The organism is Streptomyces sp. bgisy159 (assembly GCF_965341775.1).
In the GTDB taxonomy this organism is placed as follows: Bacteria; Actinomycetota; Actinomycetes; order Streptomycetales; family Streptomycetaceae; genus Streptomyces.
Genome location: NZ_CBDQZH010000005.1, coordinates 47,009 through 71,920, shown reverse-complemented (window position 1 = coordinate 71,920; position 24,912 = coordinate 47,009). Strand labels below are relative to the sequence as shown.

Sequence of the window (24,912 nt, the reverse complement as noted above, 5' to 3'; positions counted from 1 at the left end):
ACGTGCCTGCCTTCGCTGCTCTCGGGTGGGATCGCGAAGGCACGCTAGCGATCCGGAACCGGGCAAACCGCCTGTCCCGGACGGGCGTCGGGGATCTTAGGGCGCGCTTAAGGAAGGGATCGGGATCGGTTAAAGGTAGAGACCATTCGGGCCACCCGGCTCCCTCCGGCGGCCTGCCGGGGCTCCCCCGCCCCGGGCCTCCCGGCGCCCTCGAAGGCTCCGCCCGTCCCGCCCGCGGTGCGCCCCCGCCCCCGCCGCCGCACCGCACCCCGGTGTCCCCGGCGCGCGGGCGTCGGCCCGTGCCCGTCCAGCTGGAGCCAGATCCGCACCTCGGTGCCGCCCAGCACCGACGACCCGATCCGCACATCCCCGCCGGTCGACTCCGCGAGCCGCCGTACGATGTCCAGCCCCAGCCCGGTCGAGCCGTCGCTGCCCGATCCCCGGCCGCGCGCCATCGCCGCCTCCGGGTCGGCTATGCCCGGACCCGCGTCCGACACCAGCACGATCACCGCGTCCTCGGCGTTGTGCACGTCGACCGCGAAGGCGGTGCCCTCGGGGGTGTGGCGGAAGACGTTGCCGAGCAGCGCGTCCAGGGCGGCGGCGAGGTCGGCGCGGGCCACGGGTATGCGCACCGGGCGCTCCACCCCGGCCAGCCGCACCTTGCGGCCCTCGTCCTCGGCGAGCGCCGACCAGAACGCCATCCGTTCGCGCACCACCTCCGCCGCGTCGCACCCGGCTCCCGGGCCGGCGGCCGCCGTCTGCGGCTTGGCCTCGCGGGCGGTCCGGATGATGGTGTCGACCTCGCGCTCCAGCTGGGCGACCGCCGACCGGGTCTGGTCGGCGGCCGGTGAGTCGCCGAGCGAGGCCGTGTTGAGCCGCAGCACGGTCAGCGGGGTGCGCAGCCGGTGCGACAGGTCCGCCGCCAGTTCCCGTTCGTTCGCGAGGAGCTGGACGACCTGGTCCGCCATCGAGTTGAACGCGACCGCCGCGCGCCGCAGTTCGGTCGGCCCGTCCTCCGGCACCCGGGCGCCCAGCCGCCCCTCGCCCAGCTCGTGCGCCCCCACGGCGAGCCGCTGGGCCGGCCGCACCATCCGCACCCCGAGCCGGTCGGCGACCGCGACCGAGCCGACGACCAGCGCGGCGCCCACGGCGGCGAGCACCGCCCAGGCCGTGCCCACGCCGTTGGTCACCTCCGCCTCGGGCACGAACACCTCGATCACCGCCGTGCCGACGCTCACCGCGACCGGCTGCAGCAGCACGAACCCGCCCGGCACCTCGGCGGTGGAGGCCCGGCCCATCCGCCGTACGGTCGCGATGTCCTCGTTGCCGGCCCGCTGCCGGCCGAGGTCGACGGCGGCGCGGCCCGGCCCGGCCGGCAGGTGCACGGCCATGCCGTCGTCACCGCCGCCCGAGGCGAGGACCCGCTCCAGCTGGTCGCGGTCGGTGGTGATGGACAGCGCGGGCACGACGACGGCCGCCTCCCGCTCCGCGTTGGAGAAGGCGCGGTCCCGGGCCATCTCCTTGACGACCAGTCCGAGCGGCACGGCGAACGCCACCACGACCATGGTGGTGACGGCCAGACAGACCTTGACCAGCGCCCACCTCATCGCACCGGCCCCCCGCCCGAGACGCCCTCGGCGGGCGGCTCCAGTTTCACCCCGACGCCCCGCAGGGTGTGCAGGTACCTCGGGTCGGCGGCGGTCTCGCCCAGTTTCCTGCGCAGCCAGGACAGATGGACGTCGATGGTCTGGTCGTCCCCGTACGACTGCTGCCACACCTCGGCGAGGAGTTCCCGGCGCGGTACGACGACGCCCGGCCGGCCGGCCAGGAACGCCAGCAGGTCGAACTCACGGCGGGTCAGGTCCAGCCGCAGGCCGTCGAGTTCGGCCTGGCGGCGCATCGGGTCGACGGTCAGGCCGCCGACGCGCAGCACTCCGTCCGCCGGCGCCTCGCCGGTGCCGGCGCGCGAGCGGCGCAGCACGGCGGCCATCCGCGCCGCCAGGTGCTCCACGGAGAACGGCTTGGTCAGATAGTCGTCCGCGCCCGCGTTCAGCAGCCGGACGATCTCCGCCTCGTCGTCGCGTGCGGTGGCGATGATGACGGGCACGTCCGTGATGCCGCGCAGCATCTTCAGCGCCTCGGAACCGTCCAGGTCCGGGAGTCCCAGGTCCAGGATGACCAGGTCGAAACGGAAATGGGCGACCTCGCGCAGCGCCTCCAGCGCCGTGCCGACACTGCGCACCGTGTGGGCGGCGTCGGTCAGGTGCCGGATCAGCGCCGAGCGTACGAACTGGTCGTCCTCGACCACGAGCACACTTGCCATGCGCCGCACCGTACGCCATGCGGGCGAGCCGGTCGGGAGCCTGTGGACAACTCCCCCTTTATGGACGACGGGGCGACACCCACGGGGGACGTGGGGCAGTATGGCCCGCGATGCGCAGAGGACTCGTACACGTACTGGCCTGGTCGCTCGCCACCGGCGCGGCGGTCACGCTGTCGTGGTGGGGTGTGCACACGGTGATGGCGGGCACGGCCTACGAGCGGCCGTACGCCCTGCCCCTCGCGGCGGCCGGCGACGACAAGCCCGCGCGGGAGCCCGGGCCGCTGCCCCCGGCGACCAGCCGGCCCGCACCGTCCTCCGGGACACCGTCGGCCGACGCCTCCCGCGCCCCTTCCACGAGCCCGGCACCGTCCTCCGCCGCCCCTTCGGCGAAGCCGCGCGCCACGGCCACCCCCTCCGGCCCGTCCGGCCGGGTCAGGAGCTACGACACCGACGGCGGCCGGGTCGTCTTCGACCTCGGCGCGACGTCAGCGGGTCTCGTCTCGGCCACACCGGGCCCCGGCTGGTCGATGCAGACCTGGACCACCGCCTCATGGATCCGCGTGGAGTTCAGCTCGGGCACCGACCGGGTGTCGGTGTTCTGCACCTGGCACGACGGGCCGCCACGGGTGGAGATCGGGACGTACTGACGCGCCGTCACGGCCACCGTCCCCGCCTCCGCCGCGGCCACCGTCACGCGAGCGGCTACTGGAACACGGACGGCGGCGGGGCCGGCGACGCGACGGCCGACGCGTCCGCGACCGGTGCGGCGCCGCCGGCGAAGTCGGTGAGGGCGCGCCCGTGTTCGACCCGGCCGGGGTGCGGGTCGGAGGCGGCCCGGCGGGTCAGTTCGGCGACCGGCAGCGCACCGTCCGCGGCCACCAGCACCGCGTTGCCGAACCGCTTGCCGCGCAGCACCGTCGGGTCGGCGACCAGGGCCAGTTCGGCGAACCGCGCGGCGGCGGTGGCGATCTGGCCGCGCAGATGGGCCAGGGGCGGGCCGTCGGCGATGTTCGCGGCGTAGACACCGTCCGGGCGCAGCGCCCTGCGGACCGCGTCGAGGAACTCGGTGGAGGTCAGATGGGCCGGCGTCCGGGCCCCGCCGAAGACATCGGCGATGATCAGGTCGGCCCAGCCGTCGGGCACCTTGGCCAGCCCCTCGCGGGCGTCCACGGACCGCACCCGTATCCGGGCCGCCGGGTCCAGCGGCAGTTCGCGCCGCACCAGCCGGACGAGGCTCCCGTCCCGCTCGACCACCTGCTGGGTGGAGCGGGGCCGGGTGGCGGCGACGTACCGGGCGAGGGTGAACGCGCCGCCGCCGAGGTGCACGGCGTGGACCGGCCGGCCGGGCGGTGCGACGAGGTCGATGACGTGGCCCAGCCGCCGCTGGTACTCGAACTCCAGACGAGCCGGGTCGTCGAGGTCGACGTGCGACTGGGGTGCGCCGTCGATGAGCAGCGTCCAGGCCCGGGGCCGCTCCCGGTCGGGGATCAGCTGGGCGACCCCGCCGTCCACGCTCTCGACGACGGGTTCGGCGGCTCCCCGCCCGCGCCGGGCGTTCCTGGACCTTCCCATCGGGCCATTTTCGCAGGGGCGGGGGTGCGGCGTGGCGCCGGGGACGCGAAGCGCGTGCGATCACTCGCAGCTGTCCGCCGCCTCGATCAGCCGTGCCGCCTCGCCCAGCGCTCTGCGCAGCACCGCCGGGTCGGTCGCGAGGTCGGCCTCGCCGGGCGGCAGCAGCCAGTCCGAGCCGGCCACCGGCGGCTCCGGGTCCAGCCGCAGGCCTCGTCCGTCGGTCCCCGTACAGGTGCTGCCCGGCACGTCCCAGGCGGCCGCCGTCCCCGCCGGCACCACGAAGCCCAGCGTGCCGCCCCCGTCGTCGTGCAGCACGGGACCGACGCTGTCACCCGCGCCCCGCCGCAGGATGTCCACCGCTTCCAGGCCCTGCCGCGCCGGCACGGTCACCAGATCGCACGGCGTACAAGGAACGTTTCCCTGACTGGTCTCCATGCCGGCCTCCACGACGGAACGGAACCCCTGACGGCGGTCTGACGGGTTCAACGCGGGAGCGCGTCAAGGGCTACGGCCGAAGTCCGCCGCAAAGGATGGCAGTTCATGGCAGATCACGGGTGACATATCCGGTTTGTAGTCAAACATCGCGTGGCGGCCCTGGTGCAGCAGGTACGTTCTTGCCCGCCGGAGACAGGACGGTCGGCTGATCGTCTTCGCGGTCGGACCGCCCCTGGATCCGGCATGGTTCGACGGTTCGCACGAGAGGACCCGGCCATGGCGTCGTCAACGGTGCCCACGCCCCGGCCCAGCCGGCCACCGCGGCCCAACCTCGTCTTCCGGCGCCTGCGCGGCCGGCGTTCACCCGCGGAGTTCGCCGCGCTGGTGCGGCGGGCCGCCCGGGAGATCGGCGAGCGGGTGAGCTGTGACGCTCGCTACATCGGGCGGGTCGAGGCCGGTGAGATCCGCTGTCCCAACTACGCCTACGAGCGGGTGTTCCTGCACATGTTTCCCGGCCGCACGCTCACCGACCTGGGCTTCGCGCCCCGCTCCTCGGTGCGCGGGCGCGGGGCGCGTACAGCGGACGACGCGCCCGGCGCCGGTGAGACGCGCGGGGCGCGTGAGCCGTATGCCCCGGAGAACGCCCCAGAACCGCACCACCTGATCGACACGCAGGACCCGCAGGAAGCACACGCCGTCCACGCCCCGCACGACCGGCCCGACATGCACCATCCGTACGACCCGCACCACAACCACGAGGAGAGCGACGTGCTGCGTCGCGCATTCATGACCGGCGGAGGCGCCACCCTGGCCGCCGCCTCCCTGGGCCCGCTCGGGCTCGCCCCGGACGCTTCGGCCGCCCGGCGACCGGTGCGCCGCGCCGGGGCGGGCGAGGCGGGCGTCCTGGAAGAAGCCGTCCGCAGGATCCGGCTGCTGGACGACCGGCACGGCGCCGACGGTCTCTACCGGCGCGCGGCCGCCCCGCTGCGCGCCGCCTACGCGCTGCTGGACGCCGGCGCGACCCGGCAGGCGACCGCCGACCGGCTGCACTCGGGCGCCGGTGAACTCGCCATCTCCGTGGGCTGGCTGGCGCACGACTCGGGCCGGTTCGAGGACGCCCGCTCGCACTACGCCGAAGCGCTCGCCACCGCGCGCGTGACCGGCGACCAGGCGCTGGAGGCACACGCCTTCTGCAACACCGCCTTCCTCGCCCGCGACGCGGGCCGGCCCCGCGAGGCGGTCCGGGCCGCGCAGGCGGCCCAGCGCGCCGCCCGGCCCCTGGGCTCGGCCCGGCTGATGTCGCTGCTCTCGCTGCGCGAGGCGGGCGGCTGGGCGGGGCTCGCCGACCGGTCGGCCTGCGAGCAGGCCCTGGTGCGGGCACAGGCGCTGTTCGGCCGCGGGCCCTCGGACGCCGACCCGGAGTGGATGAGCTTCTACGGGGAGGCCGAACTGGAGGTGCTGGAGGCGCAGTGCTGGTCCACGCTCGGCGACTGGCCCCGCGCCGCCCGTCACGCGTCCCGCGCGACCCGGCTGCAGGATCCGCATTTCACCCGGAACATCGCCCTCTACACCGCGGAGCTGGCCGACGACCTCGCGCGCGGGGGCCGCCCCGACGAGGCAGCGGCGGCCGGCATGCGCGTCCTGGATCTGCTGGAGCAGGTCCAGTCGTCCCGCGTCCAGACCATGCTGGCGGGCACCGCGCGGGTACTCCTGCCGCACCGGCGGGCGACGGGGGTGGCCGCGTTCCTGGAGCGGCACGCCTCGCTGCCCCGGACGGTCTGACCCGGTACGGGACCGGGCGCCGGGCGCGTCACGCGGCCAGGTGCCCCAGGTCGTTCCAGCTCTCGACGGCCGGCTCGCCGTAGGCCCAGCCGAGCACGGACAGGGACGTCGGGTTCAGCCGGATCCGCGCGCCGAAGTCGAGGGGCAGGCCGAGCCAGCGGGCGCCTATGGAGCGCAGGATGTGCCCGTGGGCGAAGACCAGGACGTCCCGGTCGGCGGACCGGGCCCAGGCGACCACCTCGTCGGCGCGGGCGGTGACCTCGGCCAGTGTCTCCCCGTCCGGCACACCGTCGCGCCAGATGAGCCAGCCGGGGCGGGTGTCCAGGATCTCGGCGGGGGTCATCCCCTCGTACGCCCCGTAGTCCCACTCCATCAGCGTGTCCCACACGGTCGCGCGCTCGCCGAAGCCGGCCAGTTCGCAAGTCTCACGCGCGCGTACCAGCGGGCTGGTGCGCACCTCGGTGCCGGGAAGACCGCCGAGGGGCGCGCGCCGCAGCCGCTCGCCGAGCAGCTTGGCGCCGCGCCGGCCCTCCTCCAGCAGCGGGACGTCCGTCCTGCCGGTGTGCTTGCCGGCCAGCGACCACTCGGTCTGCCCGTGCCGGGCCAGCAGGATGCGCGGTGCCATGGGGACCTTCCGGGTGGATCAGGGGACGAACCCCTCCATCATCGCTCACACCTGAGAGGGGCAACCCAGGGGGCGGTCTCGGCGTCTTGAGGGCCGGGGTGCCGGGCACCGGCGCGCACATACGCCGTAAAGTGACACGCCCGATGCCGCGGCACGCGGCGACATGGGACGGCGACCGCGGAAGCGACACGAAGGAGAGGCGATCGGATGCCCCACACCGAGTCACCGGGCACCGTGGCGGCCTCGCTGACACGGCTGCGCTGGTGGACGGAGCTGCCGCTGATCCTGCTGGTCTACGGCTGCTACTCCGCGGGCAGACTGCTCGCGCGGGGCGACGTCTCCTCGGCCGTCGACCACGGTCTGGCGATCCTGCGCATCGAGAAGTTCCTGTACATCAACGCCGAGCACCCGCTCAACCGGCTGTTCACCCACCAGGCGTGGCTGGGCGTGCCGGCGGACTTCTGGTACGCGTCGCTGCACTACGTGGTCACCCCGGTGCTGCTGGTCTGGCTGTTCCGGTCGCGGGTCGGGCACTACCGGGCGGCCCGCACCTGGCTGATGACGTCGACGTTCATCGGCCTGATCGGCTTCACCCTGCTGCCCACCTGCCCGCCGCGACTGCTGTCGGCGAGCCACGGCTTCGTGGACACGATGGCCCAGTACAGCTCGTACGGCTGGTGGGGCGGCGAGGCGAGCGCCCCGCGCGGGATGGGCGGCATGACCAACCAGTACGCGGCGATGCCGAGTCTGCACGTGGGCTGGGCCCTGTGGTGCGGTGTCATGCTGTGGCGGCACGGCGGCACGCGCTCCGCCAAGGTGGCCGGGGTCGTCTACCCGCTGGTGACGACGATCGTGGTGATGGGCACCGCCAACCACTACTTCCTCGACGCGGTCGCGGGCGTGGCCGTGATGGGGGTCGGGCTGCTGCTGACGCCGCTGGTGCTGCGCGCGACGGACCGGGTGCAGGCCCGGCTCGCCGTCCGCTTCCCGGCGCTCGCGAAGAGCGCCCCGGGCGCGTCACCCACGCGGGCTTCCGCCGCCTCTCCCGGCGCGACTTCCGACGCTCCGGCCTCGATTGTCAGTGGCGAATGCAAGACTTCCCCGGGTGAGCGACTTCCACGGCAGCGCGAAACAGGGTTCGCATCCGGAGCCGAACCGGACGCCGCCCCCACCGACGCGGGGGACGGCGCTCCGGCGGCGGCTCGCTGAGCTGCGCGGGCCCGACGTACCGGCCAAGGCGCTGGACGCGCGGGCCCTCGCCGCGCTCGCGGCGAACCCCGGGTGCCGGCGGCGCGCGCTCCTCGACGGCGCCGGGGTGGACAAGACCGCCCTGGCGAGCGCGCTGGGCTCGCCCTCGGCCTTCGGCCAGTCCCAGTTCGCCCTGATCCGCGGCAACGCCTTCGAGGCGCGGGTCAAGGCGGACGGCGGCGCGGAGCTGCTGCGGCTGGTGCACGACCGGCTGGACCCCGCGGCCGAGCCCCCGGCCTGCGCCGCGGTCCCCGACCTGAGCGCGATCGGCCCCGAGGGGCGCACGGCCCGTACGGCCCTGGCGCTGCGGGAGGCCTCCGAGGCGACCGGCGCGTGGACGCTGCTCGACCATCCCATGCTCGCCCTCGAGGTGGCGGGCTCCCCCGCCTTCCTGGAGCCGGACGCGGTGGTCGTGCACCCCGACGGCAGCTGGAGCGTCGTGGAGATCAAGTCGTTCCCGATGCTGGACGGCGCGGCCGACCCGGCGAAGGTCGGGGCCGCCGCCCGCCAGGCCGCGGTCTACGTACTGGCGCTGGAGCGGGTCGCCGCCCGGCTGGACCCGGCGCCACGGGTGCGTGAGCGGGTCCTGCTGGTCTGCCCTAAGGACTTCTCCAACCAGCCCACCGGCTCCGCCGTGGACATCCGCAAGCAGCGCGCCGTCACCGCCCGGCAACTGGCCCGCCTCACCCGCGTGCAGGACATCGCCGACACCCTCCCGGAGGGCACCTGCTTCGCGCCCGACCTGCCCGCCGAGCGGCTCACCGCCGCCGTGGAGGCGCTGCCGGCGTCCTACGCGCCCGAGTGCCTGTCCGCCTGCGAGCTGGCCTTCCACTGCCGCGAACGGTCCCGCGCGGCCGGCGCGGTGACCCCCCTGGGCCGCTCCGTGCGCGCCGAGCTCGGCGGCCTGAGCACCGTCGAGGACGTCCTCGCCGCCGCCCGCGGCGAGGACGGGGATCCCGCGGACCCGGCGGTGGCGGCGCTGCGCAGAGCGGCGGCGCTGCGCGCGGAGGCGCTCGGTGAGGCCCGCGGGGAGGCGGCATGTCGCTGATGGCCACCCTCGCCCGGCTGGAGGCCGTCGCCACCGGTCGCGCGCAGCCGACGGCGACCGTCCGCCACCGGCACGTGTCGCGGCGGCCCCTGGTCCTCGTGCCGCTCACCACCGCCGGTGAGGCGGGCGCGCCGCTCGGGGCGCTCGTCGGGACCGACCGGGACGCGCCCCGGCTGCTGGTGGTGCCGCAGCCGCGCGACCGCGACCTGCGGTTCGCCTTCCTCGCCGACCTCGCCGACGTCGTCCTGCCGTACGTCGACTCCTACACCGGGGTGGTCGAGGCCGCCGAGCGCACCGAGACCGACCCGGAGACCGGCAAGCGCGTCAAGGTGGAGGTCGAGCTGTGCGCGGACGCCCCGCAGCTGATCGTGCCGAGCCGCGCGGGCATCGACTTCGTCCGCCTGCTGGGCCGCTCCATGCGGTTCCGGCGCACCGCGGAACAGGAGCCGGAGGCCCCGCATCCCGCGCCGCCGCGCGTGCCGTTGCTGGGACGGTGGCTGACGCACTTCGGGGAGCGGGCCCGGGTGCCCGGCTCCACCCTGCTGCTCGCGCTCACCGACGTGCTCGCCCGGCACTGGGCGACCGGGCAGTCCGGCGTGGAGGACCAGCACCTGGGTGCCCTGCTCGCGTGGATCGACCCCCCGGAGGACGGATCGGGCGCCGAGGCCGCGCGGCTCGCCGAGTCGGGGCGGGACGCGGACGGCCAGTTGCTGTGCCCGCCGGCCGGCCCGGCCACCGATCCGGCGTTCGACAACCGGCTGCTCGCACCGGCCATCGAACGCTACGACCGGGCGCGCACCGCCCTGGCCGCCGCCGAGGACGGCCTGCAGGCCGACGACCGGCTCGGTGTCCTCACCGCGGCCGAGCGCGAGATCCGCGAGCTGGTGCTGAGCCGCACCCTGCCCACCTGGGAGCGGGTCTGGCGGGGCCTGGACCTGCTGCGGGCGCTGCCCGAGGGGGCGCACGTCGAGGAGCGCTGGACCCGCGACCGCTGGTCCTTCACCGGGCACCGCGACCGCGTCCTGGCCGGAGAGCCCCCGCAGCCGCGCCGCGACGACGCGGTCACGGCGGCCAACAAGCTCGCCACGCGCGAGCGGGAGCAGGCCCGGCTGGAGGCGCAGGAGGCGCTGGACGACCCGCTGGTGATGGCCGGGCGGCGGCTGGCCGGGGAGGCGTTCGCCGGCGAGGTCACCGACGTCGTGATGGCCCACTCCGAGAGCCGGCGGCCCAGCCCGCGCCCGCTGGTCACGGTCCGCACCGAGGACCGGCCGCACCTCGCCGAGCGGGCCAAGGTCTACCGGTCGCTGGGCGGCAGGCCCCAGGCGGCGGAGTTCGTGCGCCTGGAGGACGACGGGTCGCTGCTGGTCCTGCGGATCGTCGACAAGATGGGCCGTGGCAAGGAGCCCGAGGAGGGGTCGGTGCCCGAGAAGGGCGACCGGGTGTGCTTCACGCTGTTCGAGCACGAGCAGCGCGGCGGCGCGAGGCTGCCCGACCCGGAGGATACCCCGTGGACCCACGGCGGGCCGCCCGGCGAGCAGGCACCCGAGGCCGCAGACCCCGTCACCGAGGAGGACGTCCTGTGACCACCGAGGCCGGCTTCGACCCCGGTACGGCCGCGACCCGCGCCACCGACGCCATCCTGCGCGACACCCTGCACGGCACCGCGCGCGGTGTCGTCGTCGACTCCCCGCCCGGCGCCGGCAAGTCCACGCTGGTGGTGCGGGCCGCGCTGGAGCTCGCCGAGGCCGGGCGGCCGCTGATGGTGGTGGCGCAGACCAACGCGCAGGTCGACGACCTGGTGCTGCGCCTCGCCGACAAGTCCCCCGACCTGCCGGTGGGCCGACTGCACAGCAGCGACGCCGACCCCTACGACAAGGCGCTGGACGACCTGGCGAACGTACGGAAGTCGGCGAAGGCCGGGGACCTCGGCGGGCTGCCGGTGGTGATCTCCACGGCGGCGAAGTGGGCGCACGTGAAGGCCGACGAGCCGTGGCGGCACGCGATCGTCGACGAGGCGTACCAGATGCGCTCGGACGGGCTGCTGGCCGTGGCCGGCCTGTTCGAGCGGGCGCTGTTCGTGGGCGATCCGGGGCAGCTGGACCCGTTCGCGATCGTGGGCAGCGAGCAGTGGGCGGGGTTGTCGTACGACCCGTCGGCGTCGGCGGTGACCACGCTGCTGGCGCACAACCCGGAGCTGCCCCAGCACCGGCTGCCGGTGTCGTGGCGGCTGCCGGCGTCGGCCGCTGCGCTGGTCTCGGACGCGTTCTACCCGTACACGCGGTTCCGCAGCGGCACCGGCCACGGGGACCGGAGCCTGGCGTTCGCGGTGCCGTCGGACGGGTCCGGCCCGGACCGGGTGATCGACGAGGCGGCGGAGACCGGCTGGGGGCTGCTGGAGCTGCCGGCCCGGCACACGCCGCGCACGGACCCGGAGGCGGTCCGCGCGGTCGCCGCAGTGGTACGACGGCTGCTGGACCGGGGCGGGGCGGCGACCTCGGAGCGCTCCCCGGTGCCGGCTCCGCTGACCGCCGACCGCATCGCCGTCGGTACGGCGCACCGGGACCAGGCCGCGGCGGTCCGGGCGGCTCTCGCGGACCTCGCGGTGCCGGACGTCACGGTGGACACGGCCAACCGGCTGCAGGGCATGGAGTTCGACGTCACGGTCGTCCTGCATCCGCTGTCCGGCCGCCCCGACGCCACCGCCTTCCACCTGGAGACCGGCCGCCTGTGCGTCCTGGCCTCCCGCCACCGCCACGCCTGCATCGTCGTGTGCCGCGCCGGGGTCACCGACCTCCTCGACGACTACCCGTCCACGGAGCCGGTCCAGCTCGGCACTCTGGTGAAGTTTCCGGACGGTTGGGAGGCCAACCACGCGGTCCTGGCCCACCTCGCGGAACACCGGGTGGCCTGGCGGCCGTGACGGAACCGGGCCGCGCCGGGACGTGCGGGGGTGGTGGCTCTTCGGGGCCGGGGGGCTCTGCGGGACCGGGGGCTCTGCGGGACCGGGGGCTCTGCGGGACCGGGGGCTCTGCGGGACCGGAGGGGCTCTTGACCGGTGGGCTCTGCGAGCCCCGGGGGCTCTGCCGAAGTGGGGGGAGTCCGCACGGCGGGGGCGGGGGAGAATGGAGGGTGGTCCGTGCGGGTGATCCGGGCGGGCCGGTAGCGACCCGAGGAGGAGGTCACGACATGGCGGAGCCCACGCCGCGTCACCCTGAGCCGCGGCTACGCCCCGCGCCCCTGCTGTTCGAGCCGGCGGAGGCCGCCGGCGACCCGGAGCACTTCTTCGACCTGGAGTCGATCGACGACCCCCGGGCCCTGCTGACACGCGCCACGGAGCTGACGCTGGCGTTCCGCGCCGCTGCCGACCGGGCGGTGGAGTTCCAGGCCATGGCGGCGGCCCAGCTGGCCGACCCCCGGCGGTTCGACCGGCTGACCGCGGCGGACATCGCCGAGCGGGCGGAGTGGACCGAGGACTACGCCAAGAAGATGGTCGAATTCGGGCGGGACCTGCTGCGAGACGGCGAGGGAGTCAGCCCCGTCGACCCGGTCTGAGGCGCGCGCACCGACGTCCGGCATATGCCAGGCGGGCAGGATAGCCGTTCCGCGCTCCGCTGTCCCGGGTTTCGGCAACTCACCGGAACCGCACGCTCACCACAGGTACACCTGTCAGGTATGAGCAGCGTATGGGACGAGACCCTCGACGCCGTCGGCGCCACCGCGGACGGTGCCGCCTGGCTGGCCTCCGCCGGAACGTATCCGCGCAGCGCGCTCGCCCACTGGCGGGAGCGTCCCGACGCGCCCGTCGTCCTGCCGTGCGGCTCCGTCTTCGACGTCGTGAGCGTGCCGGCGCTGTTCGGCCGCCGCATGCTCGACCGGTTGTGGGACGAGGGCGCGGGCTCCGGCCCGGTGGCCGTGCACCGCGGGCGGGTGCTGCTGTTCGCCGCCCCCGGGACGGCCCGGCGGCTGCCGTCCCTGCTGGCCTGGGAGGAGTGGGGCAGCGGCCCGTCGGACACCGGCGCCGGGCACCCCGCCGGTCGTACGGCCGCCGTCCCGCCCCTGCTCTGCCACGGCACCGGCGACGCCGTCACCGTGCCGTCCCTGGCCGGCCCCGGCGCCTCCGGTTCCCGCTGGCTGGTGGCCCCGGACACCCGCCGCCCGTGGCTGCCGGGCCCCGAGATACTGCTGTGGGCGGCCGTGCGGGCGGCCCGGACGGGGACCCGGATTTCGATTTCGTTCTCCCCGGAGCAGGATGCTAAGGTCTACGACGTCAGCAGGCGCCGCTAGCTCAGTTGGTTAGAGCAGCTGACTCTTAATCAGCGGGTCCGGGGTTCGAGTCCCTGGCGGCGCACTCGACGGGAAGGCCCCTCGCACAAGCGGGGGGCTTTTCGCATACGCCCCTCACACCCGGGTCACACCCCAGGCGTGATCCGCACCGTCCACCCCCCGGACGCCGTCCGGCCCTCGACCATCACCCGGACGCCCAGGGTCCCCTCCCGCCCCGGCACGGTGAAGCTCTCGCCCACCCCGACCGGCGCGTCCGCGAGCGGCGGATAGACCGAGCGCTCCCAGCAGGCGTCCGTGTCCGGGTGGGCGTCGATCACCTCGACCGGCCCCCGGCCGGACTCGGTGCCGCCGCGGACCCGGTAGACGAGGATCCCGGAGCGGCAGGCGTTCCGGTCGTTGCCCACCTGCTCGCGCGCCTCGAAGGCGAGCGCGGTGTCGACGCCGGTGCGCACCACCGCCAGCTTGGTGCCGCGGCCGAGCCCGAAGAAGGGCATGCCGGACGCGCGGAGCACGGGCACCCCCGGACCGGCACCCAGCGGCTCCAGGGTGAGGCGCGCCGGTTCCGTGCCCTGCACGCACGCCACCTGGCGCGGTCGCAGCCACCCGAGCTTCCACTTGTGCCAGCCGAGGAGGTCCGGGGCGAGCCCGAACTGGCTGCCCATCAGGTCCCAGTCGCCGACGTGGGTGTCCCAGTCGCCCTTGCCGTCGGCGGGCCGCCGGTAGAGGTCGGGAAGGTCGAGGACATGGCCGGTCTCATGGGCGAGAACCAGCCGGTCCGGCGGATGCCGTTCGAACACCGTCACCACCCGGCGGATGTCGGTGCCGTCGACCCGCAGCGGGGCCCGCAGATTGACCACCTTGGTGGCGTCGGAGTCCACGCCCGGCGCGTCCGGGTCGGCGACGAGGTAGACGATGTCGTAGCGGGAGAAGTCGACCAGCCCGTCGGCGGCGGCGAGGGCGTCGCGCAGGTAGGCGGCACGGTGCTCGGGGCGCCAGTCGCGCCGTATGGCGTACGCGGTGGACGGCTTGGGCATGCGGATCCAGTGCCGCAGCGGGTGCGCGCGCAAGGTGAACCGGCCGTAGGAGGCCTGGCGGAAGAATCGGCTGGTGGCCGGGAAGTGGTCGGCGGTCAGCGCGGCGGGGCTGGACAGGGGCCGCCAGTCCGGGAAGGACAGGAACACCATCACCGCGTCCAGGGCTCGGGTGGGCCGGGGATAGGCGGGGTTCCAGGTGTCGAGCCCCTCGGAGTGGTGGGCGGCGGTGCGCCGCAGGGCGCAGGGGGTGGTGGAGAAGGGTTCGGCCACCGAGGGAGCGGAGAACAGGGAGGTGGCGGCGAGGGCGGAGAGGGTGGTGAACACGGCCGCGGTACTGCGCAGTCGGGGGCGCGAGAGCGGACGCGGCACAGGGACCTCCGGGCGGTTCAGGGGACACCGCCATCCAGCCTGTGTGGATTTGTCGTACTACGCCCTGTTTATCTGCACCGGATGAGTGAGGGACCGGGGGGATGCGGACCGGTCGACACCCCCGGACCACTCACGGAACGTCACAAGCGGTCGGGCACCCCCAGAACCCGTCCAGGTGCGGGCAGAAACGATCTGTCAGAAGTGCGGTCCGGTCGGGGACACTAAGCAGTGGCTGCGCAACTCCGGGGCCAGCCTCTATGATCGGCACACTTTGCTGCGCGGACAGAGATCAAGTGCACTGCGGGAGCGAGCGGTGAGCGGAACGTCCGAAGGGCCGACGCCCGCGGCAGACCTCGACGGGTCAGCCGTCACGGAGCGTGACAGCACAGCCCCGTCCGGTACCGAGGGGGCCATCGATCCGCGCACCGGCACCGGAGCCGGTGCGCTCGCCATGACCGCCTTCGACGACCCGCTGACCTACCGCTCCGTCTTCGCCGCCGCTCCCCTCGGGATGGCCGTCGTCGACCGCGGCGGCCTGGTGGTCAGCGCCAACGAGTCGCTGGGCACCCTGCTCGGCCGGGAACCCGGTTCCCTGGCCGGAGAGGTGGCCGCCGACCTGATGGACCTGTCCTCCGACCCACGCACCTGGCACGCCTACCGCGAGCTGCTGCGCGGCCGGCAGGCCCGGGTGCGCTGCACCCGGCGGCTGAAGCAGCGCACCGGCCACTCGCTGTGGGTGCAGGTCACCGTCTCCGCGCTGGGCGACGCGGACCGGCCGGGGGTCCTGCTGTCGGTCACCGACATCAGCGCCCGGCGCGATCTGCAGGCCAGACTGCGCCACCTGGAGATGCACGACCCGGTGACCCGGCTGCCCAACCGCACCCTGTTCTTCGAGCGGCTGACGGCCGCCCTGGAGGCGGACTCCTACGCCTACGAGCGCGGCGGCAGTGGCCGGATCGGGCTGTGCTACCTGGACCTCGACGGCTTCAAGGTGGTCAACGACACCCTCGGCCACCGCGTCGGCGACCGGCTGCTGGCCGCCGTGGCCGAGCGGCTGACGGCCTGCGCGGAGGAGGCCGGGGCGGGCCGGACGAGCATGCCGCTGGTGGCGCGGCTCGGCGGCGACGAGTTCGCCCTGCTGGTGGAGGACTCCACGGGCACCGACCAGCTCTCCGAGCTGGCCGAGGCGGTCCTGCGCGCGCTGCAGGCGCCGTTCGACCTGGCGGGGCAGCGCCTGGGGCTGTCCGCGTCGATCGGCGTGGTGGAGCGGCACGCCGCCGGGACGACGGCGACGGGGCTGATGCAGGCCGCGGACACCACGCTGTACTGGGCGAAGGTGGACGGCAAGTCCCGCTGGACGCTGTTCGACCCGGAGCGCAACGCGCACCTGATGACCCGGCAGGCGCTGGCCTCCACGCTGCGGCCGGCCATCGAGCGCGGCGAGTTCGTGCTGGAGTACCAGCCGCTGGTCGGCATGGCGGACGGGCGGCTGCACGGGGTGGAGGCGCTGGTGCGCTGGGACCACCCGCGGTTCGGGCTGCTGCCGCCGAATCGGTTCGTCGCGCTGGCCGAGGAGGACGGCTCGATCGTGCCGCTGGGCCGTTGGGTGCTGAACACCGCCTGCCGGCAGGCCCGCCGCTGGCAGCTGGACCACCCGCAGGAGCCGCCGCTGTTCGTGAGCGTGAACGTGGCGGTGCGTCAGGTGTGGGACTCCGACCTGGTGGCGGACGTGGCGGCGATCCTCGCCGAGACCGGGCTCCCCCCGCACCTGCTGCAACTGGAACTGACCGAGTCCGCGGTGATGGGCTCGGCCGGCCGGCCGCTGCAGGCGTTGCAGGCGCTGAGCGACATGGGCGTGCGCATCGCCATCGACGACTTCGGCACCGGGTACTCCAACCTGGCCTATCTGTCCCGGCTGCCGGTGTCGGTGCTGAAGCTGGACGGATCGTTCGTGCGGGGCTTCCAGTACGAGGGGCGCGGCGACGGGGCGGGGCCGCCGAACCCGGCGGACGAGGTGATCGTCGAGGCGATGATCGACCTCGCGCACCGGCTGGGGCTGACGGTCACCGCCGAGTGCGTGGAGACGGCGGCCCAGGCCGACCGGCTGCGGCGCATCGGCTGCGACACCGGCCAGGGGTGGCTGTACTCCCGGCCGGTGCCGCCGGACCGCATCTCCGAGCTGCGCTACAGCGAGGCGTGCACGTAAGCCCCGGGGTGCGTCTTGGGCGAGGCGTGCGCCCGGGGCACGGGGTTCGTCTTGGACGCGGCGAGCACCCGGGGCACGATGTTCGTCTTGGAGGCGGCGAGCACCCGGGGCACGATGTTCGTCTTGGTGGCGGCGTGCGCCCGGTCACCCGGTGGGCAGTCCGTAGGCATCCGCGACGAGTTCGTAGGAGCGCAGGCGCAGTTCGCCGCGGTGGGCGTGGCTGGTGAGCATCAGCTCGTCGGCGCCGGTGCGCTTGTGCAGGTCGTCCAGGCCGGCGCGGACCTCGTCGGCGGTGCCGTGCACGATGTTCGCCGACCAGGAGTCGACGAACTCCCTCTCCAGTTCGCTGAAGCGGTGGGCCTCGGCCTCCTCCGGGGACGGGAAGAGCCCGGGGCGGCCGGTGCGCAGCCGCACCATGTTCAGGCCGGTGGCTAGGACCTGGCGGCGGGCCTCGCGCGCGTCGTCGGCGGCGAGGGCGGAGACCCCGATCAGGGCGTACGGCTCGGCCAGCACGGCGGACGGCTTGAAGGAGTCCCGGTACAGGTCGAGGGCGGGGACGGTGTTCTGCGCGGAGAAGTGGTGCGCGAAGGCGAACGGCAGCCCCAGCAGGCCCGCCAGCCGGGCGCTGAACCCGGAGGAGCCCAGCAGCCAGACCGGCGGGCGGTGCCGGGACTGCACCCCGCCGGGCGAGGTCGCCTGGACCGGGCCGGGGACGGCGTGGATACGGCGGTAGGGGTGGCCGTCGGGGAAGTCGTCGTCGAGGAAGCGGGTCAGCTCGGCGAGCTGCTGCGGGAAGTCGTCGGCGCCCTCGTTCAGGGTGTCGGTGCGGCGCAGGGCGGCGGCGGTGGCGCCGTCGGTGCCGGGGGCGCGTCCGAGGCCGAGGTCGATCCGGTGCGGGGCGAGCGCCTCCAGCGTGCCGAACTGCTCGGCGATCACCAGCGGCGCGTGGTTGGGCAGCATCACCCCGCCGGAGCCGAGGCGTATGCGGTCGGTATGAGCGGCGAGGTGGGCGAGGATCACCGCCGGCGAGGAGGAGGCGACGCCGGGCATCGAGTGGTGCTCGGCGACCCAGTACCGGTGGAAGCCGCGGGACTCGGTCAGCCGGGCCAGCTCCACACTGGTGCGCAGCGCGTCGCTCGCGGTCCGGCCGGAGCCCACGGTGACCAGGTCCAGTACGGAGAGGGGTACGGGCGCCGTGCCCTGTGCCGTGCCTCGGATCTCGTCCACCGGGGAGCCTCCTGCGTTGTTCCTGGGGTGCCGGGCCGGGTGCCCGGCCGGGTGCCTGGTGCGGGCGCCGCGTGGGCCCGTCGAGCCAACAGGGGACTGTCTCCGGTTATTCCCGGCCCGCCGGGGTCGGCCGGGTGCTCAGACCTGGACGATCGGCTCCCGCCGGAACAGCGCCCCGAGCTCGGGGGCGTTGACCCGGCGGTCCGTCAGGCGCAGGGCCTCGCGGACGGTGACCTGGTTGGCGGTCAGCACGGGCTTGCCGAGGGCCTCTTCCAGGGCCGGGATGTGACCGGCGGTGCGCAGGCCGGTGTCGGGCAGGAGCAGGGCCTGCGCGTCCGGGTGGTCGGCGGCGCGGGCGAGGGCGAGCAGTTCCTCACGGCCCCAGGCGGCGACCTGCTCCGGCGCCCGGTCCCCGGCGGCGTGCACGGCCACCGCCTCGATGTCCGCCGCCCGCAGGAACCGCGCGAACAAGTCCGCCACCTCCGCCGGGCAGGTCGCGCCGACCGCGACCCGCCGCACCCGCAGCTCGGCCACCGCGTGCGCGAAGCCGACCGACGTCGAGGAGGCCGGCATGCCCGCCGCGAGCGCCAGGGCGCGCACCTGCCGCTGGGCGCCCTCCCAGCCGTAGCGGAAGCTGCCCTCCGCGCTGGCCCACACGACGGCCTCGGCGCCGGCCAGCCGCAGCTGCTCCGCGGCGGCCGAGAGCCGTTCGGGGTCACCCAGCCGGCGTACGGCGTCGTCCCCGGCCGTGTCCCGGTCCTCCTCGGCGGTGTCCGTGTCGTCCGTGACATCCGTGTGCACGAGGTCGACTCGGACGTCGCTGCCCAGGAGCTGCTCCATGCGGGGATAGTCGTCCTCGGCCGCGTGGCCCGGGTACAGGAATCCGAGTGCGGTCATGTCCAGCCTCTCTGCTGCGGCTCGCCGTTGCTGTCAGTCGGGTACCCGGGTATCGGGGCCACGACCACACCGCGCTGGGCCGTCCGGGCGCCGGGCCGTCCGGCGAGGCGGTCCGGGGCCGTGGAGTGAGGCGGTCCGGGCTGGGCGGCGAGATCTGCGAGCGGTGCGGCGAGGCCGTGTTGACGGCGTGGGCGGCGGCTGCGAACGTGGACGATCCCCGCACGTCAGGGCCTTGGCCGCCGCCGAGGAAGCCGACGAAAGGGCCGTGGATGCCGCTGGAACCCCGCGCTCCCACCGTGCTGGTGCTGGACGCCGAGCCGCCGCCCCGGCTCGGGCGCCTCATCGGCCGCGCGCGGGTCGAGCACACGGACGCGGACGGGCTCACCGGGCGGCTGCCGGGCGCCGATGTGCTGCTGGTGTGGGACGCCGCCTCCCGCGCGGTACGGCGGGCGTGGCCGGGCGGGGCCCGGCGCCCGCGCTGGGTGCACGTGGCCGGGCCGGACGTGGACCACCTGCTGCGCCCCGAGCTGATCGCCTGCGACACGGTGGTGACGAACGCGCGGGGCGTCTTCGAGCAGTCGGTCGCCGAGTACGTGGCCGCCCTGGTGCTGGCGCACGCCAAGGACCTGGCGCGCGGTCTGACGCTCCAGCGCAGCGGGGAGTGGCGGCACCGCGAGACCCGCCGGGTGGCCGGGACGCGCGCCGTGGTGGTCGGCTCGGGTCCGGTGGGCCGAGCCGTCGCCAGCGCCCTGAAGGCGCTCGGGGTGACCCCGGCCGTCGTGGGCCGGCTGCCGCGGACCGGCATCCACGGCCCGGACGACCTGGACCGGCTGCTCGCCCGCGCCGACTGGGTGGTGGCGGCGGCTCCGCTCACCGCCGAGACCCGGGGCATGTTCGACACCCGCCGGTTCGGGGTGATGCAGCCCTCGGCGTACTTCGTCAACGTCGGCCGCGCTCCGCTGGTCGACGAGGCGGCGCTGGTGCGGGCGCTGACCAGCCGGTGGATCGCGGGGGCGGCGCTGGACGGCGCCACGGCCGAGCCGCCGCCGGACAGCCCGCTGTGGCGGACGCCGGGGCTGCTGGTCTCCCCGCGGGTGGGTGGCGCCGCGGTCGGCCGGCACGACGAGCTGGCCGCGCAGTTCGTGGACCTGTACGAGCGCTGGGCGGCGGGCCGGCCGCTGCGCAACGTGGTCGACAAGCGGCGCGGTTACGTGCCGGGGCACTGACCCGGCGGCGCGACCTGCGGACAACGGGAGCATCTCGCTCCGGTCACCGTTGCATCACATCGTCCGCCCTTCGCGCATAGCCCCCGGGAATCGGGCAGGCGCCACCACTGGCCGTCACCGGCCCAACCAGGCAAGGTCTCCCGGAGGTTGCACGTCCATGACCGAGTTCCCGAATCTCTCCCGCAGGGGCTTCCTCACCAGAACCGCCGCCGTCGGCGGCCTGCTCACCGTCCCCGGCCTGCTCACCGCCTGCAGCAAGACCGACAGCGGCGACGGCGAGGGCTCGAAGCTGGACCAGCTGAAGAAGCAGGGCTACGTGGAGGTGGCCTACGCCAACGAAGCGCCGTACGGCTACGAGGAGGACGGCGAGCTCAAGGGCGAGGCGCCCACCCTGCACCGGGAGATCTTCAAGGCGCTCGGCGTGCCCGAGCTGCGCCCGACCTTCTCCGAGTGGGACGGCCTGATCCCGGGTCTGCAGGCCGGCAAGTACGACGTGATCAGCGCCGGTATGGCGATCCTGCCGGACCGCTGCGAGAAGGCCCTGTTCTCCGAGCCGGAGTTCGTCTCGCCGACCGCCATGCTGGTGAAGAAGGGCAACCCGAAGAAGCTGACCGACCTGGCGTCGGCGAAGGCGGCCGGGGTCACCGTCGGTGTGATGTCGGGTGCGGTCGAGAAGGACTACGCGGCCGGCGCCGGGATCTCCGACGGCAACATCAAGACGCTGCAGAAGCCGCAGGACGGCGCGGACGCGGTCAAGGGCGGCCGGGTGGACGCCTTCCTGCTGACCAGCATCTCGCTGAACTGGCTCGTGAAGAACAACGGCGACCTGGAGGTCACCGAGCCGTTCATCCCCGAGCTGGACGGCAAGAAGCAGTACAGCCCCGGCGGCGCCGTCTTCCGCAAGGGCCAGGAGGAGCTGCGGGACGCCTTCAACGAGCAGCTCAAGAAGATCACGTCCGACCCGGACCGCTACGTCCAGCTGATCGGGCAGTACGGCTTCGGCAAGGAGACGATCCCGCCGGCGGACCTGAAGACGGCAGAGCTGTGCAAGGCGTGACCGGTGTGCCCGGGCCGACGGGGGCGCCCGGCCTGATGGGGGCACCTGCGCATGGGTGACTTCTACTCCTACTTCTTCGACCATCTGCCGGACGTGGGGTCGGGGCTGTGGGTGACGGTCGAGGCGACGGTCCTCGGCGCGCTCGTGGCCCTGCTGCTCTCCTTCGCCTTCGGCTTCATGGCGAACAGCCGGCCGGTGCTGGTGCGCGGGGTGTCCCGGGTGATCGTGGAGTTCTTCCGCGGCACCTCGCTGTACGTGCAGCTGTTCTGGCTGTACTACGCCTTCCCGCTGCTGCTGGGCTACGAGCTGACCCCGCTGTTCTGCGGGGTGCTGGCGTTCGGCATGAACTACGGGGCGTACGGCTCCGAGGTGGTGCGGGGCGCGCTGAACTCCGTACCCAAGGGGCAGCGGGAGGCGGCCATCGCGCTGAACATGACGCCGTGGCAGCGGATGCGGAAGGTGATCCTCCCTCAGGCGTGGGTGCAGATGATCCCCCCGTTCACCAACCTGCTGATCCAGCTGCTGAAGTGCACCCCGCTGCTGTGGCTGATCTCGGCGGCCGACCTGACCACGGTGGTGCAGCAGATGCGTGACCGCACCGGCGCCACCACCTGGGCCTATGTGACCCTGCTGGTGATCTACTTCGTGCTCGCCTACGCGCTGACCCTGCTGATGAACCTGCTGGAACGGCACGCCAAGGCCAAGCTGGGCCGGCATGAGGGCACGCGGGGGCTGCTGCGTCCGCGCAGCGCCGAGTCGGCGACGGCCCCTGAGATGGCGGGGGGTGCCCGATGAACTACCAGTGGGACTGGGACGCCGTCCGCGACTCCCTGCCGCTGCTGCTGGAGGGCTTCAAGACCACCCTGCTGGCGACCGTGTTCGGCCTCCTGGTGGCCGCCGTGCTGGGGCTGGTGGTGGCCATGGCCGGCCGGGCCCCGACGCGGTGGGTGTCGGTGCCGGTGCGGGCGGCGACCGAGTTCGTCCGCTCCACCCCGCTGCTGGTGCAACTCGTCGGCGCCTGGGCGGTGTTCAACACCGTTCGGCCGCTCACCATCGGCATCACGGTGCTCGGCGTCCACTACGCGTCGTACCTGTCCGAGGTGTACCGGGCGGGCATCGACGGGGTGCCCAAGGGGCAGTGGGAGGCGTGTCACGCGCTGTCGCTGTCGCGTCGGCGCACCTGGCAGGCCGTGATCCTGCCGCAGGCGGTACGCAACGTACTGCCGGCGCTGGGCAACTACGGCATCTCCATGTTCAAGGAGACACCGTTCCTGGCCGTCATCACCGTGACGGAGATGGCCGCCGCGGCCCGGGAGTACGGCGCCGACCACTTCACCTACGCCGAGACGTTCACCCTCGCCGGGCTGATCTTCCTGGCGGCTAGCTACCCGACCTCGCTTCTGATGAGAAAGCTGGAGAAGCGCCTTGGCCACTGACCCTCTGCAGAAGACGCCCCTCGCCGAACCCGAGGACGCCGCGCCCGCCGGGGACCTGATCGTGTTCGACCAGGTCGTCAAGCGCTACGGCGACCACGTAGTCCTCGACCACCTGGACTTCTCGGTGGAGCGGGGCCGGCATGTGACGCTGATCGGGCCGAGCGGCTCGGGCAAGACGACGATCCTGCGGCTGCTGATGACGCTGGAGCAGGTCAGCGGCGGCATGATCATGGTGGGCGGGCAGCCGCTGTCCCACATGCCCGGCTCGAACGGCTCGCTCAAGCCGGCCACCGAGAAGCACCAGCGGGAGATCCGCAAGCGCATCGGCATGGTCTTCCAGCAGTTCAACCTGTTCCCCAACATGAACGTGCTGCAGAACATCACCGAGGCGCCGGTCAACGTGCTCGGCCTGGAGCGGGCCGAGGCGGAGGCGCGGGCCGAGGAGCTGCTGGAGATGGTCGGGCTGCGGGAGAAGATCACCGCGCATCCGACCCAGCTGTCCGGCGGCCAGCAGCAGCGGGTGGCCATCGCCCGGGCGCTCGCCATGCGGCCGGAGATCCTGCTCCTGGACGAGGTGACCTCGGCGCTCGACCCGGAGCTGGTGGCGGGCGTGCTGGACCTGCTGCGGGACATCGCGCACACCACCGACATCACCATGCTCTGCGTGACGCACGAGATGAACTTCGCCCGGGACATCTCCGACACGGTGATGATGTTCGACAAGGGCAAGGTCGTCGAGTCGGGTCCGCCGGAGCAGATCTTCGGTGAGCCGGAACACCGGCGGACGCGGGAGTTCCTCAGCGCGGTGCTGTGACGCCCGGACGGTGACTACGGGGGGTGCGCGCGAACACCGCAGGTCGCGTCCGCGGGGCATGTCGCTGGCATACGCCAGAGGCTCGTTGCCGCAGCCCGCGGCCCCGGGACCGGCGGAGATTCTCGTCAACTCCCCCTCCGTCCGCCACCCTTGGCGGCTATCGTGGAGTTGATTCGCTGCCCGGATCACGGCCAGAGAGCGACCGCAGGGGGAACACCGTGGCGCTGCTGTGTTACGCCGGGGGACGCCGCGCCCGACTGCCGCTGCGCGGCGGGCCGGACCCCCGGCCGAGCCCGTTCGACCGCGGGTTCACCAGGCGAGGGGAACTGACGTGAAACTCGAGCCGACCACGCCCCACCACTCGGCGCAGGACGCCCTGCGCGTCCTGGAGACCGTGGCGCGGCACACCACCGGCGTCACCGACACCGAACTCGCCCGGCAGACCGGCTTCGGCACTCAGCGGTCGACCGCGCTCCTGCGGATGCTGCGCCGGGAGGGGTACGTCGAGCAGATCACCGACGGCGCGTACGTCGCCGGGGCGGCGCTCGGCCGCCTGGGCTCCGCGCACGACCGCGAGGAGGCCCTGCGGGAGAAGCTCCAGCAGACGCTGGACCGGCTGCGCGACTCCGTCCGCGCGGCCGTCTACCTCAGCCGGTACGTGGACGGGGAGGTCAGGGTCACCCAGTACGCCGCCGGGCCGGGCACGCCCGCGGTCAACGAGTGGGTGGACTTCCGCTACTCGGCGCACGCCACCGCGGTCGGCAAGAGCCTGCTCACCCAGCTCGACCACAACGGCCGGCGCGACCACCTCTCCCGGCACAAGATGGCCCGGCTGACCTCCCGCACCATCACCAGCGACAAGCTGCTGCTGTCCCGGCTGGCGGCGCAGCCGCCGACGGTGCCGGTGCTGGACCTCCAGGAGTACGCGATCGGCACGGTGTGCGCCGCCGTCCCGATCACCGCCGGTTCGGCGGTGGGCTGCCTCGCGCTCTCCCTCCCGGTCGAGCACGCGCACCGGCTGCGCCAGGCCGCCGACCGGCTCAACCGGAGCGCGACCCCGGTCCTGCTGTCGCTGGCGATCTAGGGTCTTTCCGACGGATCTCCGCGGCGTCGCGGGTGGTCAGGAGCACCCGTCGGGACCAGGTAGTATTTTCTTCGTCGCCGGCCGCGGGAAGCGGACGGCGAGGGTCTGCGCCGCTAGCTCAGTTGGTTAGAGCAGCTGACTCTTAATCAGCGGGTCCGGGGTTCGAGTCCCTGGCGGCGCACCGGTGAAGGGCCTCTCGTGGGAGCGGGAGGCCCTTCGGCGTGTCCAGGGGCCGGGGAAGGCGT

At 74.1% G+C, this 24,912-nt stretch carries 24 protein-coding genes and 2 tRNA genes; 17 read left to right on the top strand and 9 right to left on the bottom strand.

Annotated elements, in window-relative coordinates:
- Positions 1-107 precede the first annotated feature (107 nt).
- Positions 108-1,607, bottom strand: coding sequence for an ATP-binding protein (locus tag ACSLTV_RS07350; RefSeq protein WP_435611847.1), 1,500 nt, complete (start codon positions 1,605-1,607; stop codon positions 108-110).
- A complete protein-coding gene (locus ACSLTV_RS07345; protein ID WP_435611846.1) occupies positions 1,604-2,323 on the bottom strand; it encodes a response regulator transcription factor in 720 nt (239 codons plus the stop codon). The genes ACSLTV_RS07350 and ACSLTV_RS07345 overlap by 4 nt, the downstream gene beginning before the upstream one ends.
- A gap of 110 nt (positions 2,324-2,433) precedes the next feature.
- On the opposite strand from ACSLTV_RS07345, the gene ACSLTV_RS07340 reads away from it, so the two are divergent.
- Positions 2,434-2,970 (top strand): hypothetical protein, encoded by a 537-nt coding sequence (locus ACSLTV_RS07340; protein ID WP_432133182.1) that lies wholly within the window; start codon positions 2,434-2,436, stop codon positions 2,968-2,970.
- Between the two features lie 55 nt (positions 2,971-3,025).
- Here ACSLTV_RS07340 and ACSLTV_RS07335 read toward each other — a convergent pair whose 3' ends face one another.
- Both ACSLTV_RS07335 and ACSLTV_RS07330 read right to left on the bottom strand, forming a co-directional pair.
- Positions 3,026-3,895 (bottom strand): spermidine synthase, encoded by an 870-nt coding sequence (locus tag ACSLTV_RS07335; RefSeq protein ID WP_432133183.1) that lies wholly within the window; start codon positions 3,893-3,895, stop codon positions 3,026-3,028.
- A 60-nt stretch (positions 3,896-3,955) separates the two neighbouring features.
- The gene (locus ACSLTV_RS07330; protein WP_432133184.1) at positions 3,956-4,330 is read right to left on the bottom strand and encodes a hypothetical protein; all 375 of its coding nucleotides are present in this window, start codon (positions 4,328-4,330) and stop codon (positions 3,956-3,958) included.
- Between the two features lie 276 nt (positions 4,331-4,606).
- On the opposite strand from ACSLTV_RS07330, the gene ACSLTV_RS07325 reads away from it, so the two are divergent.
- Entirely contained in the window at positions 4,607-6,112 is a 1,506-nt protein-coding gene (locus ACSLTV_RS07325) for a hypothetical protein (RefSeq protein WP_435611845.1), read from the top strand.
- 28 nt (positions 6,113-6,140) lie between these two features.
- On the opposite strand, the gene ACSLTV_RS07320 is transcribed toward ACSLTV_RS07325, so the two are convergent.
- Entirely contained in the window at positions 6,141-6,737 is a 597-nt protein-coding gene (locus tag ACSLTV_RS07320; RefSeq protein WP_435611844.1) for a histidine phosphatase family protein, read from the bottom strand.
- A 207-nt stretch (positions 6,738-6,944) separates the two neighbouring features.
- On the opposite strand from ACSLTV_RS07320, the gene ACSLTV_RS07315 reads away from it, so the two are divergent.
- From ACSLTV_RS07315 to ACSLTV_RS07285, 7 genes are all read left to right on the top strand, one after another.
- On the top strand, positions 6,945-7,946 hold the full coding sequence (locus ACSLTV_RS07315) for a phosphatase PAP2 family protein (protein ID WP_435611843.1): 1,002 nt from the start codon (positions 6,945-6,947) through the stop codon (positions 7,944-7,946).
- Complete coding sequence (locus ACSLTV_RS07310) at positions 7,843-9,033, top strand: hypothetical protein (protein ID WP_432133188.1); 1,191 nt, start codon at positions 7,843-7,845, stop codon at positions 9,031-9,033. Before ACSLTV_RS07315 ends, ACSLTV_RS07310 begins: the two co-directional genes overlap by 104 nt.
- Complete coding sequence (locus ACSLTV_RS07305) at positions 9,024-10,616, top strand: hypothetical protein (protein ID WP_435611842.1); 1,593 nt, start codon at positions 9,024-9,026, stop codon at positions 10,614-10,616. The genes ACSLTV_RS07310 and ACSLTV_RS07305 overlap by 10 nt, the downstream gene beginning before the upstream one ends.
- Positions 10,613-11,953 carry an AAA domain-containing protein gene (locus tag ACSLTV_RS07300; RefSeq protein WP_432156676.1) on the top strand — a complete coding sequence of 447 codons (1,341 nt, stop codon included), beginning with the start codon at positions 10,613-10,615 and terminating at the stop codon, positions 11,951-11,953. The genes ACSLTV_RS07305 and ACSLTV_RS07300 overlap by 4 nt, the downstream gene beginning before the upstream one ends.
- Before the next feature lie 266 nt (positions 11,954-12,219).
- Positions 12,220-12,585: a hypothetical protein gene (locus ACSLTV_RS07295; RefSeq protein ID WP_432133191.1), complete on the top strand. Its 366-nt coding sequence runs from the start codon at positions 12,220-12,222 to the stop codon at positions 12,583-12,585.
- 120 nt (positions 12,586-12,705) lie between these two features.
- On the top strand, positions 12,706-13,317 hold the full coding sequence (locus ACSLTV_RS07290) for a bifunctional DNA primase/polymerase (RefSeq protein WP_432133192.1): 612 nt from the start codon (positions 12,706-12,708) through the stop codon (positions 13,315-13,317).
- Positions 13,308-13,381 (top strand) — tRNA-Lys (locus ACSLTV_RS07285). The genes ACSLTV_RS07290 and ACSLTV_RS07285 overlap by 10 nt, the downstream gene beginning before the upstream one ends.
- A 61-nt stretch (positions 13,382-13,442) precedes the next feature.
- Here the strand turns inward: ACSLTV_RS07285 and ACSLTV_RS07280 are convergent.
- A complete protein-coding gene (locus tag ACSLTV_RS07280; RefSeq protein WP_432133193.1) occupies positions 13,443-14,720 on the bottom strand; it encodes a M6 family metalloprotease domain-containing protein in 1,278 nt (425 codons plus the stop codon).
- A gap of 313 nt (positions 14,721-15,033) precedes the next feature.
- Here ACSLTV_RS07280 and ACSLTV_RS07275 point away from each other — a divergent pair, with 313 nt between their 5' ends.
- Positions 15,034-16,926, top strand: a complete 1,893-nt coding sequence (locus tag ACSLTV_RS07275; protein WP_435611841.1) for a putative bifunctional diguanylate cyclase/phosphodiesterase — start codon at positions 15,034-15,036, stop codon at positions 16,924-16,926.
- Here ACSLTV_RS07275 and ACSLTV_RS07270 read toward each other — a convergent pair.
- The 3 genes from ACSLTV_RS07270 to ACSLTV_RS07260 form a co-directional block, all read right to left on the bottom strand.
- The gene (locus ACSLTV_RS07270) at positions 16,905-17,096 is read right to left on the bottom strand and encodes a hypothetical protein (RefSeq protein WP_432133195.1); all 192 of its coding nucleotides are present in this window, start codon (positions 17,094-17,096) and stop codon (positions 16,905-16,907) included. The two genes, ACSLTV_RS07275 and ACSLTV_RS07270, sit on opposite strands and share 22 nt — an antisense overlap.
- Positions 17,071-18,153 (bottom strand): LLM class flavin-dependent oxidoreductase, encoded by a 1,083-nt coding sequence (locus ACSLTV_RS07265; RefSeq protein ID WP_432133196.1) that lies wholly within the window; start codon positions 18,151-18,153, stop codon positions 17,071-17,073. The genes ACSLTV_RS07270 and ACSLTV_RS07265 overlap by 26 nt, the downstream gene beginning before the upstream one ends.
- Before the next feature lie 138 nt (positions 18,154-18,291).
- Complete coding sequence (locus ACSLTV_RS07260; protein ID WP_432133197.1) at positions 18,292-19,050, bottom strand: maleate cis-trans isomerase family protein; 759 nt, start codon at positions 19,048-19,050, stop codon at positions 18,292-18,294.
- 269 nt (positions 19,051-19,319) lie between these two features.
- Here ACSLTV_RS07260 and ACSLTV_RS07255 point away from each other — a divergent pair, with 269 nt between their 5' ends.
- The 7 genes from ACSLTV_RS07255 to ACSLTV_RS07225 all read left to right on the top strand — a co-directional run bounded on the left by ACSLTV_RS07255 (position 19,320) and on the right by ACSLTV_RS07225 (position 24,848).
- Positions 19,320-20,276 carry a D-2-hydroxyacid dehydrogenase gene (locus ACSLTV_RS07255; RefSeq protein WP_435611840.1) on the top strand — a complete coding sequence of 319 codons (957 nt, stop codon included), beginning with the start codon at positions 19,320-19,322 and terminating at the stop codon, positions 20,274-20,276.
- 157 nt (positions 20,277-20,433) lie between these two features.
- A complete protein-coding gene (ehuB, locus tag ACSLTV_RS07250; protein WP_435611839.1) occupies positions 20,434-21,333 on the top strand; it encodes an ectoine/hydroxyectoine ABC transporter substrate-binding protein EhuB in 900 nt (299 codons plus the stop codon).
- Positions 21,334-21,384: 51 nt separating this feature from the next.
- Entirely contained in the window at positions 21,385-22,128 is a 744-nt protein-coding gene (gene ehuC, locus ACSLTV_RS07245; RefSeq protein WP_432133200.1) for an ectoine/hydroxyectoine ABC transporter permease subunit EhuC, read from the top strand.
- Positions 22,125-22,769 carry an ectoine/hydroxyectoine ABC transporter permease subunit EhuD gene (gene ehuD / locus ACSLTV_RS07240; protein WP_432133201.1) on the top strand — a complete coding sequence of 215 codons (645 nt, stop codon included), beginning with the start codon at positions 22,125-22,127 and terminating at the stop codon, positions 22,767-22,769. The genes ehuC and ehuD overlap by 4 nt, the downstream gene beginning before the upstream one ends.
- The gene (gene ehuA, locus ACSLTV_RS07235; RefSeq protein WP_432133202.1) at positions 22,759-23,583 is read left to right on the top strand and encodes an ectoine/hydroxyectoine ABC transporter ATP-binding protein EhuA; all 825 of its coding nucleotides are present in this window, start codon (positions 22,759-22,761) and stop codon (positions 23,581-23,583) included. Before ehuD ends, ehuA begins: the two co-directional genes overlap by 11 nt.
- 331 nt (positions 23,584-23,914) lie before the next feature.
- Positions 23,915-24,667 (top strand): IclR family transcriptional regulator, encoded by a 753-nt coding sequence (locus ACSLTV_RS07230; RefSeq protein ID WP_432133203.1) that lies wholly within the window; start codon positions 23,915-23,917, stop codon positions 24,665-24,667.
- A 107-nt stretch (positions 24,668-24,774) separates the two neighbouring features.
- Positions 24,775-24,848, top strand: a tRNA-Lys gene (locus ACSLTV_RS07225).
- The last annotated feature ends 64 nt before the right edge of the window (positions 24,849-24,912 follow it).

What these genes read in the sequence shown, in the direction of transcription:
- ACSLTV_RS07320 (WP_435611844.1), bottom strand. Translation starts at nt 6,737, where the DNA reads ATGGCACCGCGCATCCTGCTGGCCCGGCACGGGCAGACCGAGTGGTCG.
- ACSLTV_RS07350 (WP_435611847.1), bottom strand. Translation starts at nt 1,607, where the DNA reads ATGAGGTGGGCGCTGGTCAAGGTCTGTCTGGCCGTCACCACCATGGTC.
- ACSLTV_RS07340 (WP_432133182.1), top strand. Translation starts at nt 2,434, where the DNA reads ATGCGCAGAGGACTCGTACACGTACTGGCCTGGTCGCTCGCCACCGGC.
- ACSLTV_RS07315 (WP_435611843.1), top strand. Translation starts at nt 6,945, where the DNA reads ATGCCCCACACCGAGTCACCGGGCACCGTGGCGGCCTCGCTGACACGG.
- ACSLTV_RS07295 (WP_432133191.1), top strand. Translation starts at nt 12,220, where the DNA reads ATGGCGGAGCCCACGCCGCGTCACCCTGAGCCGCGGCTACGCCCCGCG.
- ACSLTV_RS07325 (WP_435611845.1), top strand. Translation starts at nt 4,607, where the DNA reads ATGGCGTCGTCAACGGTGCCCACGCCCCGGCCCAGCCGGCCACCGCGG.
- ACSLTV_RS07305 (WP_435611842.1), top strand. Translation starts at nt 9,024, where the DNA reads ATGTCGCTGATGGCCACCCTCGCCCGGCTGGAGGCCGTCGCCACCGGT.
- ehuC (WP_432133200.1), top strand. Translation starts at nt 21,385, where the DNA reads ATGGGTGACTTCTACTCCTACTTCTTCGACCATCTGCCGGACGTGGGG.
- ACSLTV_RS07345 (WP_435611846.1), bottom strand. Translation starts at nt 2,323, where the DNA reads ATGGCAAGTGTGCTCGTGGTCGAGGACGACCAGTTCGTACGCTCGGCG.
- ehuB (WP_435611839.1), top strand. Translation starts at nt 20,434, where the DNA reads ATGACCGAGTTCCCGAATCTCTCCCGCAGGGGCTTCCTCACCAGAACC.
- ACSLTV_RS07290 (WP_432133192.1), top strand. Translation starts at nt 12,706, where the DNA reads ATGAGCAGCGTATGGGACGAGACCCTCGACGCCGTCGGCGCCACCGCG.
- ACSLTV_RS07270 (WP_432133195.1), bottom strand. Translation starts at nt 17,096, where the DNA reads ATGCCTACGGACTGCCCACCGGGTGACCGGGCGCACGCCGCCACCAAG.
- ACSLTV_RS07335 (WP_432133183.1), bottom strand. Translation starts at nt 3,895, where the DNA reads ATGGGAAGGTCCAGGAACGCCCGGCGCGGGCGGGGAGCCGCCGAACCC.
- ehuD (WP_432133201.1), top strand. Translation starts at nt 22,125, where the DNA reads ATGAACTACCAGTGGGACTGGGACGCCGTCCGCGACTCCCTGCCGCTG.
- ACSLTV_RS07330 (WP_432133184.1), bottom strand. Translation starts at nt 4,330, where the DNA reads ATGGAGACCAGTCAGGGAAACGTTCCTTGTACGCCGTGCGATCTGGTG.
- ACSLTV_RS07260 (WP_432133197.1), bottom strand. Translation starts at nt 19,050, where the DNA reads ATGACCGCACTCGGATTCCTGTACCCGGGCCACGCGGCCGAGGACGAC.
- ACSLTV_RS07255 (WP_435611840.1), top strand. Translation starts at nt 19,320, where the DNA reads ATGCCGCTGGAACCCCGCGCTCCCACCGTGCTGGTGCTGGACGCCGAG.